The following is a 15,706-nucleotide window of genomic DNA, read 5'->3' on the forward strand; positions in this document are numbered from 1 at the left end:
CGACTGGTACGGGGCGGCTGCGTCACCAGGCCGGCCTCGTACGTTGAAGGGAGCGTAACCCGCCGGTAACTGGCGCGCCAGAGCACGGAGATGTGACCTGTACCGCCCAAATGTACCGATCATCGATCATCGATCAGCCATCTGTGGAAACCCCGCGTGGCGTCGTCCGCGCCGCCCTAGGGTGGCCGGGTGAACGACGTGCTGGAGCGCCTGCGTACGGAAGCCGGACCGTCCCCCCGGTACGAGGAACTGCTCGCCGCCGACCCCGACGCCCTGGCCGACTCCCTGACCTCCGCCGGTTTGCCCCTGTGGGCCCGCGAACTGGCCGCGTACCGTCTCGGCCTGGCCGGGGACCGGCGGGCCTTCGAGGCCCTGGTCCTGCTCCTCAACCACCGCGACCCGCCCCGCTGCGCGGCCGCCGCCGAAGCCCTGGCCGTACTGGGCGACCCGCGCACCGCCCGGGCGGCGGCGGCACTCGCCACCAACACCCTGCGCACGGCCTACGCCCTCCAGCCGGTCCGGCTCCTCACGGCCCTGCGCGCCCCCGAATCGGTGCCGGCCCTGATGGCCACGCTGGCCCGGCTGCTGTCCCCGCACGACCCGTACTGGCGGGTGGCCCTGGCCTGCGTCGAGGGCCTGGGCGCCCTCGCCGACCCCCGCTCCCGCGAACTCCTCACCAGCGCCCAGTCCCACCCCCGCCTCGCACGGGCGGCAACCGCCGCGCTGCGCAGGCTGAGCTGAACGCACCTGTACCCCGCCGCCCCCGGCACGGGCCCGGCAGTGCGCTCAGTCGCCCGTCGGGAGGATCGCGAAGGCCTCCACCTCCAGCAGGAGCTCGGGGCGGACGAGGGCGGCGACCTGGACCGCCGAGGACGCCGGCAGCCGGTCGGCGGGGATGACGGCGTCGCGCGCCTGCCGCAGCGCCGGGAGGTGGGCCACGTCCGTGACGAAGTAGGTCAGCTTCACCACGTCGTCGAACGTGGCCCCGGCCGCCGCCAGGCACCGGCCCAGGTTGTCGAACACCTGCCGGGCCTGGGCGGCGGCGTCGCCCTCGCCGACCACCTCGCCCTTCTCGTCGAAGGCGCACTGCCCGGAGACGGCCACGAACCGCCCGGTGCCCCAGACGACGTGGCTGTACTGGGGGCTGGCGGCGACGCCCTCGGGGGCGGAGACGCGCGTGAGGTGGTGGGGGGCGGGCGTGGCCGCAGGCATGGTGGTCATGGCCATGATCCTGCCCGGCGGAGGTCAGCCGCGGAATCCCAGGAGGCCGTGGAGGGCCGTGCCGCCCGCCGACGGGGGGACCGCCCGGGTCGACGTGGTCGGCTTCGGGGCCGGCTGGGCGGCGCAGGTCGCGTCCGAGGCCTCGCCCGTTCGCAGGTACGTCCCCACCTTCTCGTCCAGGCACTTGTTGCCGCTGAGCGAGACCCCGTGGTTGCCGCCGCCCTCCTCGACCACCAGCGCCGCGCCCTTCAGCTTCCCCTTCATGCTCAGCGCTCCCTCGAACGGGGTCGCCGCGTCGTCCGTCGCCTGGAGCAGCAGGGCCGGCGGGAGGTCGGCGTTGGTCACGTCCGGCGCCGCCAGCGGCTCCGTCCGCCAGAACGCGCACGGCGCGTTGTACCAGGCGTTGTTCCAGGTCATGAACGGCGCCTTCGCGTGGGTGCGCCACATGTCCGCGCGCCACTGGTTCCAGTCCTTCGGCCAGGCCGAGTCACGGCATTGCACCGCCGTGTACACGCTGTAGCTGTTGCCCGCGGAGGGCTCCACCGCCCCGAACCGCTCGTACGCCGCCACCAGCGGCTTGGGGTCCGCCTTCTCCGCGTACGCGGAGAAGGCCTCGGCGAGCACCGGCCAGTAGCCGTTGTAGTAGCCGCCCGGCATGTAGGTGTCCTCCAGCTCCGCCGGGCCCACCTTGCCGCCCGCCGGGGTCGCGCGCAGGGAGTCCCGCATCGCGTACCAGCGTTCCTCGACCTCCGCCGGGTCGGTGCCCAGCCCGTACTTCTCGTCGTACTGGGCCACCCATGCCAGGAAGGCCTTGTGCCGGGCGTCGAACGCCTGGTCCTGCGCGAGGTTGTCCTCGTACCAGACCCCGCCCGGGTCGACCACGGAGTCCAGGACGAGGCGGTGCACCCGGTCCGGGTGGAGCTTGGCGTACACCGCGCCCAGGTAGGTCCCGTACGAGTAGCCGAAGTAGCTGAGCTTCGCCGCGCCCAGCGCGCCGCGCAGCACCTCGATGTCGCGGGCGGCCGAGACGGTGCCGATGTACGGGAGCACGTCCGCGTGCTTGGTCTGGCAGGACTCGGCGAAGGACTTCACCCGGTCCAGGTTGGCCTGCTCGGTCTGCGCGTCGAGGGGCACGGAGTCCGGGCGTACCGGGGTGAAGTGGCCGGGCCCGCAGTCCAGGGTGGGCTCGCTCTTGCCGACGCCCCGCGGGTCGAAACCGATCACGTCGTACTGGGCGGCCACGTCCTTGGGGAGCGCGGACGCGATGTACCCGGCCAGGGTCCGGCCGCTGCCGCCCGGGCCGCCGGGGTTGACCAGCAGCGGGCCCTGGGACGTGGCGGCGGTGTGCGGGACCCTGGTCAGGGCCAGGGAGATCTGCCGGCCGGCCGGGTGGTCGTGGTCGAGCGGGACCTTGAGGGAGGCGCACTGCAGCGTCGGATAGCGCGGCGTCGTGCAGGCGGTCCAGCGCAGCGCGGCGGGCGCGGCGGCCGGGGTCGTACCGGCCGGGGTCGCGGCCGACGGGGCGGCGCCCGCCGGGCTCGTGACGGCGGCGGCCACGGTCGCCGTGGCGATCGACAGCAGGACGACGGCGCGCTTCTTGAAGTGGCCGCGCTTCTTCGCGGGGTGCAGCATGGGGCCTCCCAGCCGAGGGTTCTGGGCGGAATCGTCCCGGAAACCGAGCCCGGAAGACGGGATTGGGCTGCTGATTGGCCCGATGTGATGAGCGTTCAGGGGCCGTACGAGGTCACAGGAGGCTGAGCTGTGTGGGCCCGGCCGCAGCCGGCTCGGCGGGGCGTTCGGGGAGGGGTGTCCTGCGGGCCTCGGCCGGCCGGGCGGGGCCGATGCCGAATTCCGCCGCGAGTTCGTGGACTTGGCGGGTGATCCGGCGCTGGTACCAGGTCGGCGCGTACGAGCCTCCCGCGTACATGCGCTCGTACCGTTCGACCAGGTGGGGGTGGTGGTTGCGCAGCCAGGCCGTGAACCACTCGCGGGCGCCCGGCCGCAGATGGAGTACCAGGGGTGTCACGGAGGTCGCCCCCGACTCGGCGACGGCCCGGACGGTGGCCCGCAGTTGCTCCGGCGAGTCCCCGAGGCAAGTTGCACACCTCCCTAAGTGTCTCTGACGTGCAAATATGACCGCCATGAGCACCCAGACGGACGACACGGGCCACCTCATCGACTTGGTGTGCCGAAAGAGTCAGGCGGTCAAGAGCAAGACCGGCCGCCGCGAAATCTCGGTCAGCGCACAGGAGGCCCGAGGCCGCAAGACGGCCGAACTGCTTGGTCTGACGGTTCGCCACGTATGGCGTGAGGTTGGATCGGCCTCCCGCTTTCGCCGGTCCAAGAAAGTGCCGAAACAGGATCTCGCTCTACAGGCTCTGGAGCGTGGTGAAATCGGGGCCCTGTGGGTCTTTCGTCTGGACCGATGGACCGACGACGGAGCCGGACCCGAAGAGCGCCCCGGTCATGTCCGGGGCTGCGGGCCCGTCCGTCAGATTGTCCCAGCGCATGAGCGCCTCCCTCGGTAGCTCGCCCCGAGAATAGAACAAACGTTCCCATGATCGTGTGGGGCGGAAAGGTGTCGATCGCCGCGGCGGTGCTGTGACAGGTTCCGGCCATGGCGAAGATGCGGATCGTGGTGTGCCTGCCGGGCGGGGCCCGCAACCGGCTGGAGGAGGCGATCGCCGAGGCCATGGCCCCGTTCGAGCTCGACCACAGCCGGGGCGAGGAGCTCGACATCTGGGACGGCTGGTCCGTCCACGGCGGATCCGACGGGGGTGGCTTCCACCTGGCGGCCGGGTACGAGGACGACCCGCGGATCGTGCACGACGTGAGCGGGGACGGCACCCGGGCCCCGAGCCTGCCCGGCACGTGCCCCGGCGGCCCCCGCGAGGCGCTGGCCTTCGCCGGGATCAGGGCCGAGGCCGCCGCCTTCGCCGCCCCGGCCTGGGACCTGTGGCGGGAACCGTCCCGCAGTCACCCGCCGGCACAGCCGCGCGGCGCAGCGTCGACCGGGCCCCGGACCACCCCGGCCGAGCGCGAGGCGGGGCGCCGGGCCGGGGCGGAGGGCCGCGCGGCGTTCGACGCGCAACCCCTGGTCGCCGCCTACCGGGAGGGGGTCGACGCACTGCGCGCCGCGCACCGAGGGCGCCTGCACGGCCGGAGCTTCCTCCACGAGGGCGCCGCCGAGAGCGTCATGCGTCTGGGTCGGGCGGATTTCGCCGCACGGCACGCCTCGCAGCTGCTGGTCGCGAGCAGTGTCCTCACCCTCGACGGGTGGTGGTGCGAGAGCGGCGAGGAGCCCGTACACGGTGCCTGCGGCAGCCGCGCTGCATGCCCGCACGCGCCTCCGCTCACGGAGCCCTCCTGGAGCGCCGCGCACCGGTACTTGGAGGCTCTCCGCGGGGACGCGCTCCTCGTCTTTCTCCGCCGTCACGTCTGACCCGGATTTGGGCGCGTGCCCCGGAGGTGGTTGGCTTGCCGCGACGAGCGGACACAACTGCTGGAGGAACAGCTATGGCGCAGGTCGAGGCCACCACGGAGCGGATCATCGCGGCCGACGCGGAGACGGTGTTCGACGCGCTGGCGGACTACACGGGAACCCGGGGCAAGCTGCTGCCCGAGCACTTCAGCGAGTACGAGGTGCGCGAGGGCGGCGACGGCGAGGGCACCCTCGTCCACTGGAAGCTCCAGGCCACCAGCAAGCGCGTGCGCGACTGCCTGCTGGAGGTCACCGAGCCCACCGACGGCCAGCTCGTGGAGAAGGACCGCAAGTCCAGCATGGTGACCACCTGGGTCGTCACCCCGGCCGGCGAGGGCAAGTCCAAGGCCGTGGTCACCACCGTCTGGAACGGCGCCGGCGGCATCGGCGGTTTCTTCGAGCGCACCTTCGCCCCCAAGGGCCTCGGCCGCATCTACGACACCCTGCTGGCCAACCTGGCCGCCGAAGTCGAGGGCTGAGCAAGGTCATTGCCCGGCCGCGGCGTGGGGCGGCTCACCGGATCGGGTGGAGTTTCCGGCCGGACCGAGCCCCCGGCAGCGCCCCCGGCCCGCCCCTCGTCCGCAGCGGCGCGCGGCGGCTGCGCCCGGCGCCGCCTCCGGGGCCGTTTCCCCGGCGCGCCCCTGGCGTGGTCCCCGGCCGGGACGGGCCCGGGCGGCTAGGCTGGGGGCCTGCGTGGACGGTCCGTCCGTGTCGGCCGCGCCGTGCGCAGCCGACCGCCCCGGGGGGCCCGATGAAGATCCTCGTCTCCGCCGACATGGAAGGCGCCACGGGCGTCACCTGGCCCGCCGACGTCCTGCCCGGCACCCCCGAGTGGGAGCGTTGCCGCCACCTGTTCACCTCCGACGTGAACGCGGCCGTGCTCGGCTTCCTCGACGGCGGCGCCGACCGGGTCCTCATCAACGAGGCCCACTGGACCATGCGGAACCTGCTGCTCGAACAGCTCGACGAGCGGGCCGAGATGCTCACCGGCCGCCACAAGTCCCTCAGCATGGTCGAGGGCGTCCAGCACGGCGACGTCGACGGCGTCGCGTTCGTCGGCTACCACACCGGCGCCGGCACGCCCGGCGTCCTCGCCCACACCTACCTCGCCAACTCCATCACCGGGGTCTGGCTGAACGGCGTCCGTGCGAGCGAGGGCCTGCTCAACGCGCATGTCGTCGCCGAGTACGGAGTGCCGGTCGTCCTCGTCACCGGCGACGACCTGACCTGCGTCGACGCCGACGGCTACGCGCCGGACGCGGTCAAGGTCGCCGTCAAGGACCACGTCTCCCGCTACGCCGCGGTCTGCCGCACCCCGGCCCGCACCGCCGCCGACATCCGGGCCGCCGCCAAGGAGGCCACGGCCCTCGCCGTCCGCCGGGAGCCGGTGCGCGGCGGCCCGTACGCCGTGGAGCTGGAGTTCGACGCGGAGCACCTGGCGACGACGGCGACCGTCGTCCCGGGCGTCGAACGCTCCGGGGAACGCAGGGTCGCGTACACAAGCGAGACGATGTACGAGGGGATCCGGGCCTTCAAGGCGGTCACGACGGTCGTCTCGGCGGCCGTGGAGGAGCAGTATGGCTGACATGCCCGCAGTCACCCAGGAGAGCCCCGCCGGGGAGCCCGGATCCGTAGCGGACCCGGTGGACCGGACGGCGCTCGACGAAGCCGTCGAGTTCACCTCCGGCCTGATCCGCATCGACACCACCAACCGCGGCGGCGGCGACTGCCGCGAGCGCCCCGCCGCCGAGTACGTCGCCGAGCGGCTCGCCGCGGCCGGCCTGGAACCGGCCCTCCTCGAACGCACCCCCGGCCGCACCAACGTGGTGGCCCGGATCGAGGGCACCGACCCGGGCGCCGAGGCCCTCCTCGTCCACGGCCACCTCGACGTGGTCCCCGCCGAACCCGCCGACTGGAGCGTGGACCCCTTCTCCGGGGAGGTCCGCGACGGTGTGGTCTGGGGCCGCGGCGCCGTCGACATGAAGAACATGGACGCGATGGTGCTGGCCGTCGTACGGGCCTGGGCGCGCGCGGGGGTCAAGCCCCGCCGGGACGTCGTCATCGCCTACACCGCCGACGAGGAGGACAGTGCGGTCGACGGCTCGGGATTCCTGGCCGACCAGCACCCGCACCTGTTCGACGGCTGCACCGAGGGCCTGAGCGAATCCGGTGCCTTCACTGTGCACAACGGCCCCGGCCAGGCCCTCTACCCGATCGCCGCCGGTGAACGCGGCACCGCCTGGCTCAAGTTGACCGCCCACGGCACGGCCGGGCACGGTTCCAAGCCGAACCGGGCCAATGCCGTCAGCCGACTCGCCGCCGCCGTGGCCCGGATCGGCGAGTACCGGTGGCCCGTCCGGCTCACCGACACGGTCGTCGCCTGCATCACCGAACTCGCCGCCCTCCAGGGCCTGTCGGTCGCCCCCCGCGCCCGCGGATTCGACCTCGACGCGGTCCTCGGCAAGCTCGGCCCGGCAGGCCTCCTCGTCGAGGCGACCGTACGCAACAGCGCCAACCCGACGATGTTCAGCGCCGGTTACAAGCTCAACGTGATTCCGGGGACGGCCACCGCGTACGTGGACGGGCGGGTGCTGCCCGGCGGCGAGGCCGAGTTCATCGCCACGCTCGACGCCCTCACCGGCCCCGACGTCACCTGGGAGTTCCACCACCGCGAGGTGGCCCTCGAAGCCCCCGTGGACGGGCGGACGTACGGGATCCTGCGCGAATCCGTGGAGCGCTTCGACCCCGACGGCCACGTGGTGCCGTTCTGCATGGCGGGCGGCACCGACGCCAAGCAGTTCTCCCGGCTCGGGATCACCGGATACGGCTTCTCCCCGCTGAAGCTGCCCCCGGGCTTCGACTACTGGTCCCTGTTCCACGGCGTGGACGAGCGGGTCCCCGTCGACGCCCTGCACTTCGGGGTGCGCGTCCTCGACCACGCCCTGCGGACCTTGTGAGGGGGAGCCGGTGATGGCGGTGCCGACCGGGCCCTACGGCAGCTGGCCCTCGCCCATCGACGCGGCTGTCGCCGCCTCGCTCGACGGGCGGCCCGAGTACCTCGCCACCGTCGGCCCCGAGGTGTGGTGGACCGAGCCCCGGCCGACCGAGGGTGGCCGCCGCACCTTGGTGCGCAGGCCCGCCGACGGCGGCCCCGAGACCTCGGTGCTGCCCGCCCCGTGGAACGTCCGCAGCCGCGTCACCGAGTACGGGGGCCGGCCCTGGGCCGGCACCGAACGGACCGCGGGCGGACCCCTGGTGGTGTTCGTCCACTTCGCCGACCAGCGGATGTACGCCTTCGAACCAGACGCCCCGGACGGTGCGCCCCCGCGGCCCCTCACCCCCGTCTCCGCGGTCGGAGGTGGACTGCGCTGGGCCGATCCGGTCCTGCGCGGGGACGAAGTCTGGTGCGTCCTGGAGGAGTTCACCGGGCCGGCCCCGACCGACGTGCGCCGGGTGCTGGCCGCCGTACCGTTGGACGGCGCCGCTGCCGGGGACCGCTCCCGCGTACGCGAACTCACCGACGACCGGCACCGGTTCACCACCGGGCCGCGGCTCTCCCCCGACGGGCTGCACGCGGCCTGGCTGGTGTGGGACCACCCCCGGATGCCGTGGGACGGTACCGAGGTGCGGCTCGCCGAGGTCGGGCCCGACGGGAAGCTGAGCGGGGCCCGTACCGTACTGGGCGGCCCCGAGGAGGCCGTGGCCCAGGTGGAGTGGACCCCCCGCGGCGACCTCCTCGCCGTCAGCGACCGCAGCGGCTGGTGGAACCCGTACCGGGTGGACCCGGCGACCGGCGAGGCCGTCAACCTGTGCCCGCGCGAGGAGGAGTTCGGCGGCCCCCTGTGGAAACCCGGGCTGAGCTGGCTGGCCCCGCTGCCCGGCGGGCTCCTGGCCGTCCTGCACGGCCAGGGCTCCTCGGTGCTCGGCGTCCTCGACCCGGAGAGCGGCGACCTGGTGGACGCCGCCGGGCCGTGGACGGCCTGGCAGCCCACCCTCGCCGCGCACGGCACCCGCGTCTACGGGGTCGCGGCCAGCCCGCGCAGCGCCTACGAGGTGGTGGAGCTCGACACCGAGGACGGACACGCCCGCGTGGTCGGCGCGGCCGGGGTGGACCCGGTGGACCCCTCGTACTATCCGGAACCACAGACCCGGACCTTCCTCGGCCAGGGCGGTCGGGAGATCCACGCCCACGTCTACCCGCCGCACCACCCCGCGCGCCGGGCGCCCGCCGACGAACTGCCCCCGTACGTGATCTGGGTGCACGGTGGCCCCACCGACCACGTGCCGCCCGTACTCGACCTGCACATCGCCTACTTCACCTCGCGCGGCATCGGCGTGGCGGAGGTGAACTACGGCGGCTCCAGCGGCTACGGGCGCGCCTACCGGGAGCGGCTGCGCGAGCAGTGGGGCGTCGTCGACGTGGAGGACTGCGCGGCGGTGGCCAGGTCGCTGGCCGCCGAGGGCACCGCGGACCCGGATCGCCTCGCCATCCGGGGCGGCAGCGCGGGCGGCTGGACGGCGGCGGCCTCGCTGGCCGCCGGCGACCTGTACGCCTGCGCCGCGATCATCTACCCCGTCCTGGACCTGCTGGGCTTCGCCGAGGAGACCCACGACCTGGAGTCCCGTTACATCGACGGCCTGGCCGGGCCCCCGCAGACCCTGGCCGTGCGCTGCCGCGAGCGCTCACCGGTCGCCCGCGCCGACCGGATCACCGCCCCCTTCGTACTGCTCCAGGGCCTGGACGACCCGGTCTGCCCGCCGGCCCAGGCGGAGCGCTTCCTGGCGGCCCTGCGGGGGCGCCCGGTGCCGCACGCGTACGTCGCCTTCGAGGGCGAGGGCCACGGGTTCCGGCGTGCGGACACCATGGTCCGGGCGCTGGAGGCGGAACTCTCCCTGTACGCCCAGGTGTTCGGGTTCGACCGGCCGGACGTCCCCCGTCTCGCGCTGGACCCGACCGGGCCCTAGCCGAGGGGCGCCCCCGCAGGTGGCCGAACCGCCGTACACGTAGCCGTGGGAGTACGGCTCGGGTAGGGAACGGTCGTCGGCGGCGGGCAGCGAGGTCCCCTTCAGCCCGATCGGGCCGAGCAGGCGGTCCTGGAACGCGGCGCGTGGCGGAACGCGAGGGCCAGCGCCTCCTGCGGTGTCCACGCCTTCCCCGGGTCGGCGTCCAGCATCATCGCGAGGGCGGGTGCGCTGGTGTAGTCGTACAGCCCGCTGCGCATTTTCAGCAGGTCGGCGAGGGTGATGTGCGTACCGTCCGGAACCCCGGCCACGTAATCGGACACGGATCGCCCAGCTTGATCCTGCCGTCCTGGGCGAGGAGCGTGATGAGCGCCGCCGTCATGGTCTTGGTGTTCGAGGCGATCCGGAATGGTCGCCGGTGCCGGGCGGTTTCGCGGCGCCCAGTTCCGACGTGCCGGTGACCTCCCGGAAGGTGCCCTGCGGGGCAGCAGCAGTACCACCGCGCCGGGGACCATCAGCTTCCTTCGCCGCCCGGTCGACCACGGCCTGGAAGGCGGCCGGCTTGATCGGCTTCAGGGGCGACGGGATGCGGGTGGGGGCGGGCGGGGGCATCGTCGCCGCGGGAGCGGGCGTCGGCGACGGGGCCGCGAGCGCCGCCACGGCCGAGGCGGGCGGCAGAGCGCCGCCCGCGATCAACAGGGCCACGCATGGCGCGAGCAGTGCCGTGCGCCGGTGCGTGGGGTGAGTCGCGCGGGACGCCGTTCGGGAGGTCCGCATGCACTCACCCCAACCCTGTTTCGGGCAGAATCACCCAATTTTAGCAGCGTGACTACGGCTGGGCCGTGTGCAGCCAGACGCGGAGCGGGCCCAGCGGGGTGAAGCCGTGGCGGACGGCGGTGTCCAGGTCGTCCCCGGCTTCGTAGCCGACGACCGGGAGGCCCGGCCACAGGGCCGTGACCAGGGTGAGGGCGCCCGTCCAGGCTTCGTCGTCCGGGGTGCCGTCCGCGGCGAACACGTTGGAGAGGCCGACGACCCCGCCCGTCCGGTTGGCGGCGGCCCCGGCGACGATGCGCCCGTCGGCGTCCCGTCCCGCGAGGAAGGCGATCTCCGGCGTGAGCAGGCCCCCGTGGAACAGGCCGGTGCTCTCCTCACCGTCCCAGGCCGCCTCCCAGGCGTCCAGCTCCCCGGCGCCGTCGACGCGGGTCCAGGCCAGGGCGGAGGCGGCCGGAGCCGGGGCGTCCGCCGGGCGGTGGACCCACTCGGCGCCGAACAGCACCTCGAAGCCCGCCGGGGCCAGGTCGAGCGAGGCGAAGCTGTCCTTCACCGAGCAGCCGGGGGAGTCGGTGTCCATCCCCGCCAACAGTGCGTCCGCCGAGGCGTTGCGGGTCAGGGTCACGCCGTCGGGGTAGTACGGCGGAGTGCGGCGAGCGCTGGTCCACACCGCCGGCGCGAACACGCCGCCGCCACTGACCGCCGCGCACCACGCGGCGTTGTTGCGTACCGCCGCGTGCAGGAGTTCTTCGATGTCCGGGGTGATGATCACGCCGGGAATATTGCCACAACCCCTAGCCTGGGCAGATGCCATATTCCACGTACCTGCGCGAGGGGGAGCACGTCGGACTGCGGCCCTTCCGGCTCGCCGACGGCCCCGAGTTCACCACGCACGTGCACGAGAGCCGGCACCTCCACCACCCCTGGCTGTCCCCGCCGGAGACGATCGAGGAGTACGAGCCGTACGCGACGTCCCTGATCGAGGGCGGGACCCGGGTGGGCTTCCTGGTGTGCGAGCGCGAGACCGGGGCCATCGCCGGCTTCGTCAACATCAACAACATCGTCCACGGCGCCTTCGACTGCGGAGCGCTCGGCTACGGCGCCTTCGCGCACGCCGCCGGGCGGGGGCTGTTCCGGGAGGCGCTTCGGCTCGTCGTGGCGCACGCCTTCGCCCCCGAGAGCGAGGGCGGTCTGGGGCTGCACCGGCTGGAGGCCAACATCCAGCCGGACAACGAGGCCTCCCTGGCCCTGGTCCGCGGGGCCGGCTTCCGACTGGAGGGGCTCTCGCCGGACTTCCTCTTCGTCGACGGGGCGTGGCGCGACCACGAGCGATGGGCGATCACCGTCGAAATGGCGGGTCCCACGGCCGCCGATCGCGCAGGATGAGGAGATGCGAAGCCTGGTCCTCCTCGACGCCCCGTCCAACCTGGGCCTGCGCCCGCCCGCACCCGCCACCGTCCCCGGCGTCTACAAACTGGCGGGCGCCCTGCGCGACCAGGGTCTGCTGAGCCGGCTCGGCGCCCGCGAGGGCGGGGTCGTGGTGCCGCCGCGCTACGACCGCGGCAACTGGCGTGAGGGCGACGGGGTCTTCCACTCCGGCCCGCTCGCCACCTACACCGTCGCCCTCGCCGACCGGATCGAAAAGCACCTGCGCGCCGGGGAGTTCCCGGTCGTCCTCGGCGGGGACTGCTCGATCCAGCTCGGCGCCAGCCTCGCCATGCGCCGCGTGGGACGGTACGGGCTGGCCGCGATCGACGGCTCCGCCGACTTCCGCCACCCCGGCAACGAGGCCGTCAACGGCCCCGTCGGAGCCGCCGCCGGTGAGGAGCTCGCCCTCGCCACCGGCCGCGGCCAGGCCGCCCTCGCCGACCTGGAAGGGCTGGGCCCCTACCTCCGCGACGAGGACGTACGGCTCTTCGGGCTGCGCGACGGCGACGGGGACCTGCCGGAGCTGCGCGCCGCGGGGATCTCCACGGCCACCGTCGGGGACATCCGCGCACGCGGAGCCGCAGCAGTGGCGCGCGCCGCGCTGGACGGACTGCACCCGCCGGACACCGATGGGTTCTGGGTCCACCTGGACGCCGACGTACTGGACCCGGACGTGATGCCCGCGGTCGACAGCCCCGACCCCCGCGGCCTGCTCCCCGGCGAACTCGCCGAGCTGCTCTCCGTATTGGTCGGCTCCCCGCGCTGCGTCGGCCTCAACGTCACGATCTACGACCCGGACCTCGACCCGGACCTGCGGGCCGGGGCGCTGCTCGCCGACCTGGTCGTGGGGGCGTTCGCGTAGCGCTCCGGCCAGGGCTTTGCGCAATCCTGACCGGTGGTGATCCGCGGAACCCCTGTGCACCGGCCGCAGTGGCGTGTTCCATTTCCTGCATGGCCACCACCGTCCGCCGTGCCGTACTGACCCTGCCCGCAGCCCCCTTGGGCCCCGAGAACCCGCTACCCGTCCTGCGCGCCCCCGCCGACGTGCACACCCTGGACGAGCGCACGCGGGAGGAACTCCCGCGCGACATGGCCCGGCAGATCGGGTACGAGCCGCTGCGCTCGCTGCTGCCCGTCCGGCTGCTGGACGGATACCAGCGGCGCAGGCGTGAAGGCGAGTTCGAGGCCGTCGTCATCGAGAACGCACACCTGCGCGTCACCGTGCTGCCCGGGCTCGGCGGCCGGGTCCACTCCCTCGTGCACCTGCCCACCGGCCGTGAACTGCTCTACCGCAACCCGGTGTTCCAGCCCGCCAACTTCGCCCTCAACGGCGCCTGGTTCTCCGGCGGCATCGAGTGGAACATCGGTGCCACCGGCCACACCACCCTCTCCTGCGCGCCGCTGCACGCGGCGCTCGTACCGGCGCCGGACGGGGGCGTGATGGTCCGCCTCTGGGAATGGGAGCGGCTGCGCGACCTCCCGTTCCAGGTGGACCTGTGGCTGCCCGACGACTCGGAGTTCCTCTACGTCGGCGTCCGCGTCCGCAACCCGCACGAACGCCCCGCCCCCGTGTACTGGTGGTCCAACACCGCCGTACCGGAGAACCCGGGCACGCGGGTGCTCGCCCCCGCCGACGAGGCCTGGCACTTCGGGTACGAGCGCGCGCTGCGCCGCATCCCCGTACCGCAGTGGGAGGGCGAGGACCGCACCTACCCGCTGCGCAGCACCTACCCGGCCGACTTCTTCTACGAGGTCGCGGACGGGGCCCGGCCCTGGATCGCCTCGCTGGACGCCGAGGGGCACGGGCTCGTCCAGACGTCCACGGCCCAGCTGCGCGGGCGCAAGCTGTTCGTCTGGGGTGCGGGGGAGGGCGGCCGGCGCTGGCAGGAATGGCTGACCGAGCCCGGGACGGGCGGCTACGCCGAGATCCAGGCGGGCCTCGCCCGTACCCAGCTGGAGCACGTACGGCTGGAGGCCGGGGCGGAGTTCAGCTGGTTGGAGGCGTACGGGCCCCTGTCCGTGGACCCGGCGCCGGTGCACGGCCCCGACTGGCGGGCGGCCCGGTCCGCCGCACAGACGGCCCTGGCCGCCGCCCTGCCCCCGGAGCGGGTCGAAGAGGCGTACGAGGCATGGCGCGGCTGCGCCGACACCGAGCCGGGGGAACGGCTGGCCGCCGGCTCGGGATGGGGTGCACTGGAGGTGCTGTGCGCCGGGCACGAGCTGCCCGGCACCCCCTTCCCGGAATCGGGGCTCGGCGACGCCCAGGCGCCCTGGCTGGAACTGTGGCGCACCGGGGTCTTCCCAGCCCCGCGGCGGGTGACGCCGCCCGGGCCCAGCCTGGTCGCCCCGCACTGGCGGGACATGCTGGAGACGGCCCAGGCCGATCCGCTGACCGAGTTCCACCTGGGCGTGGCCCAGTGGCATGCGGGCGATGTGGCGCAGGCGGTGCGCAGCTGGGAGCGAGGCCTGGCGCTCGCCCCCTCGCGGTGGCCGCTGCTGCGCTGCCTGGCGGTGGCGGACGTGGTGGCCGGTGACCCGGCGAGGGCGGCGCAGCGGTTCGCCGAGGCCTTCGAAGACCTGGCCGAGGAGAGCCGGGGCGGCGAGCCGTGGACGGCCGCCGAGTCGGCGCTGGGGCGGGAGGCGATGACGACCCTGCTGGCCGCCGGACGGTTGCCGGCGGCGCGGGCGGTGTGGGACCGGCTGCGGCCGTCGCTCCGCGAGGAGGGCCGGTTCCGCCTGCTGGCCGCGCGGCTGCTGGCGGCGGAGGGCCATGTGGGCGCCGCCCGCAGGGTGTTCGAGGAGGGCTTCGAACTGCCCGACCTCCGTGAGGGTGACGAGATCCTCTCGGAGGTCTGGGCCCGCGTGACGGACCGCCCGCTGCCCCCCTCGTACGACTTCCGCATGCGCCCGCCGACATAGGGCGCGGTTTCCCCGCCGGATCGGCCGACCCGGATCGGGCGGCGGATCCGGACTGACGGGTCGGGCTGACGGGTGGGGCTGCCCGGGTCAGGCCCTGGCCAGGATTTCGCCGTTCAGGACCGAGAACCAGGCGTCCGGGGCCGCGCCCCAGCGGTGCCAGGCGTCCGCGATGGCGGCCAGCCCGGCCGGGGTCGCATGACCGGCGTCCGTCGCGATGGTCGCGTACGCCGAGGCCGTCGTGCGGTCGGCCCACAGGGCGGACCACCATGCGGTCTCCTCCGGGGTGGCGTAGCACCAGGCCGTCGCCGACGGGGTCACCCGAGTGAAGCCCGCCGCCTTCGCCCAGGACAGCAGGCGGCGCCCGGCGTCGGGTTCGCCGCCGTTCGCGCGGGCCACCCGGCGGTACAGGCTCAGCCACTCGTCCAGGACCGGCTCCTGCGGGTACCAGGTCATCGCCGCGTAGTCCGCGTCCCGGGCGGCCACGATCCCGCCCGGCCGGCACACGCGCCGCATCTCGCGCAGCGCCCGCACCGGGTCGCCCACGTGCTGGAGCACCTGGTGGGCGTGGACCACGTCGAAGGAGTCGTCCGGGAAGTCCAGTGCGTGGACGTCCGCGGTGGCGAAGGTGACCGCCCCGTCCAGGCCCCGCCCCCGCACGTGCTCCGCGGCCTGCTCCAGCACGTCCTGCGCCGCGTCGACCGCCGTCACCCGGCCGCCCGGCGCCACCAGTTCCGCCAGGTCCGCCGTGATCGTGCCCGGCCCGCAGCCCACGTCCAGGACCGACATCCCCGGCCGCAGCTCGCCGATCAGGTAGGCCGCGGAGTTCGCGGCGGTGCGCCAGCGGTGCGAGCGCAGCACGGATTCGTGGTGCCCGTGCGTGTAGACAGCCTTTTCCTCGGCGCTCATGGCCCGACTCCTCCTCGT

Annotated in this window: 16 protein-coding genes and 2 pseudogenes; 9 read left to right on the forward strand and 9 right to left on the reverse strand. The window is 74.0% G+C overall.

Annotated elements, in window-relative coordinates:
- The first annotated feature begins 189 nt into the window (after positions 1–189).
- Positions 190–741, forward strand: a complete 552-nt coding sequence (locus OHA65_RS30925; protein ID WP_327279421.1) for an adenylosuccinate lyase — start codon at positions 190–192, stop codon at positions 739–741.
- A 45-nt stretch (positions 742–786) separates the two neighbouring features.
- Here OHA65_RS30925 and OHA65_RS30930 read toward each other — a convergent pair whose 3' ends face one another.
- The 4 genes and pseudogenes from OHA65_RS30930 to OHA65_RS30945 all read right to left on the reverse strand — a co-directional run bounded on the left by OHA65_RS30930 (position 787) and on the right by OHA65_RS30945 (position 3,731).
- A complete protein-coding gene (locus OHA65_RS30930; protein WP_327279422.1) occupies positions 787–1,221 on the reverse strand; it encodes a RidA family protein in 435 nt (144 codons plus the stop codon).
- Positions 1,222–1,245: 24 nt separating this feature from the next.
- A complete protein-coding gene (locus OHA65_RS30935; RefSeq protein WP_405762878.1) occupies positions 1,246–2,853 on the reverse strand; it encodes an alpha/beta hydrolase in 1,608 nt (535 codons plus the stop codon).
- A gap of 112 nt (positions 2,854–2,965) precedes the next feature.
- Positions 2,966–3,313, reverse strand: a pseudogene (locus tag OHA65_RS30940) (radical SAM protein); the annotation flags it as partial.
- A 277-nt stretch (positions 3,314–3,590) separates the two neighbouring features.
- The gene (locus OHA65_RS30945; RefSeq protein ID WP_327279424.1) at positions 3,591–3,731 is read right to left on the reverse strand and encodes a hypothetical protein; all 141 of its coding nucleotides are present in this window, start codon (positions 3,729–3,731) and stop codon (positions 3,591–3,593) included.
- A gap of 107 nt (positions 3,732–3,838) precedes the next feature.
- Here OHA65_RS30945 and OHA65_RS30950 point away from each other — a divergent pair, with 107 nt between their 5' ends.
- The 5 genes from OHA65_RS30950 to OHA65_RS30970 all read left to right on the forward strand — a co-directional run bounded on the left by OHA65_RS30950 (position 3,839) and on the right by OHA65_RS30970 (position 9,667).
- Positions 3,839–4,663: a hypothetical protein gene (locus OHA65_RS30950; RefSeq protein WP_327279425.1), complete on the forward strand. Its 825-nt coding sequence runs from the start codon at positions 3,839–3,841 to the stop codon at positions 4,661–4,663.
- Positions 4,664–4,737: 74 nt separating this feature from the next.
- Positions 4,738–5,181 (forward strand): SRPBCC family protein, encoded by a 444-nt coding sequence (locus OHA65_RS30955; protein WP_405762879.1) that lies wholly within the window; start codon positions 4,738–4,740, stop codon positions 5,179–5,181.
- A gap of 272 nt (positions 5,182–5,453) precedes the next feature.
- Positions 5,454–6,287, forward strand: coding sequence for a M55 family metallopeptidase (locus OHA65_RS30960; RefSeq protein ID WP_328764254.1), 834 nt, complete (start codon positions 5,454–5,456; stop codon positions 6,285–6,287).
- Between the two features lies 1 nt (position 6,288).
- Entirely contained in the window at positions 6,289–7,659 is a 1,371-nt protein-coding gene (locus OHA65_RS30965; RefSeq protein ID WP_405762880.1) for a M20/M25/M40 family metallo-hydrolase, read from the forward strand.
- Between the two features lie 13 nt (positions 7,660–7,672).
- The gene (locus OHA65_RS30970; protein WP_405762881.1) at positions 7,673–9,667 is read left to right on the forward strand and encodes a prolyl oligopeptidase family serine peptidase; all 1,995 of its coding nucleotides are present in this window, start codon (positions 7,673–7,675) and stop codon (positions 9,665–9,667) included.
- Positions 9,668–9,768: 101 nt separating this feature from the next.
- Here OHA65_RS30970 and OHA65_RS30975 read toward each other — a convergent pair whose 3' ends face one another.
- The 4 genes and pseudogenes from OHA65_RS30975 to OHA65_RS30990 all read right to left on the reverse strand — a co-directional run bounded on the left by OHA65_RS30975 (position 9,769) and on the right by OHA65_RS30990 (position 11,207).
- Positions 9,769–9,987 (reverse strand): hypothetical protein, encoded by a 219-nt coding sequence (locus OHA65_RS30975; protein WP_328764257.1) that lies wholly within the window; start codon positions 9,985–9,987, stop codon positions 9,769–9,771.
- A pseudogene (locus OHA65_RS30980) lies at positions 9,927–10,070 on the reverse strand (serine hydrolase); the annotation flags it as partial. The pseudogene OHA65_RS30980 and the gene OHA65_RS30975, both read right to left, overlap by 61 nt.
- On the reverse strand, positions 10,043–10,441 hold the full coding sequence (locus OHA65_RS30985; RefSeq protein WP_405757649.1) for a hypothetical protein: 399 nt from the start codon (positions 10,439–10,441) through the stop codon (positions 10,043–10,045). The gene OHA65_RS30985 and the pseudogene OHA65_RS30980, both read right to left, overlap by 28 nt.
- A 52-nt stretch (positions 10,442–10,493) precedes the next feature.
- Complete coding sequence (locus OHA65_RS30990) at positions 10,494–11,207, reverse strand: hypothetical protein (RefSeq protein WP_327279432.1); 714 nt, start codon at positions 11,205–11,207, stop codon at positions 10,494–10,496.
- A 35-nt stretch (positions 11,208–11,242) separates the two neighbouring features.
- Here OHA65_RS30990 and OHA65_RS30995 point away from each other — a divergent pair, with 35 nt between their 5' ends.
- From OHA65_RS30995 to OHA65_RS31005, 3 genes are all read left to right on the forward strand, one after another.
- Complete coding sequence (locus tag OHA65_RS30995) at positions 11,243–11,821, forward strand: GNAT family protein (protein ID WP_327279433.1); 579 nt, start codon at positions 11,243–11,245, stop codon at positions 11,819–11,821.
- Positions 11,822–11,825: 4 nt separating this feature from the next.
- Positions 11,826–12,725 (forward strand): arginase family protein, encoded by a 900-nt coding sequence (locus tag OHA65_RS31000; RefSeq protein WP_405762883.1) that lies wholly within the window; start codon positions 11,826–11,828, stop codon positions 12,723–12,725.
- Positions 12,726–12,814: 89 nt separating this feature from the next.
- Positions 12,815–14,782, forward strand: coding sequence for a DUF5107 domain-containing protein (locus OHA65_RS31005; RefSeq protein ID WP_328764259.1), 1,968 nt, complete (start codon positions 12,815–12,817; stop codon positions 14,780–14,782).
- A gap of 87 nt (positions 14,783–14,869) precedes the next feature.
- Here the strand turns inward: OHA65_RS31005 and OHA65_RS31010 are convergent, their stop codons facing one another.
- On the reverse strand, positions 14,870–15,688 hold the full coding sequence (locus OHA65_RS31010; protein ID WP_327279436.1) for a methyltransferase domain-containing protein: 819 nt from the start codon (positions 15,686–15,688) through the stop codon (positions 14,870–14,872).
- Positions 15,689–15,706 lie beyond the last annotated feature (18 nt).

The sequence above is a fragment of the Streptomyces sp. NBC_00045 genome, assembly GCF_045041095.1.
GTDB lineage: Bacteria > Actinomycetota > Actinomycetes > Streptomycetales > Streptomycetaceae > Streptomyces.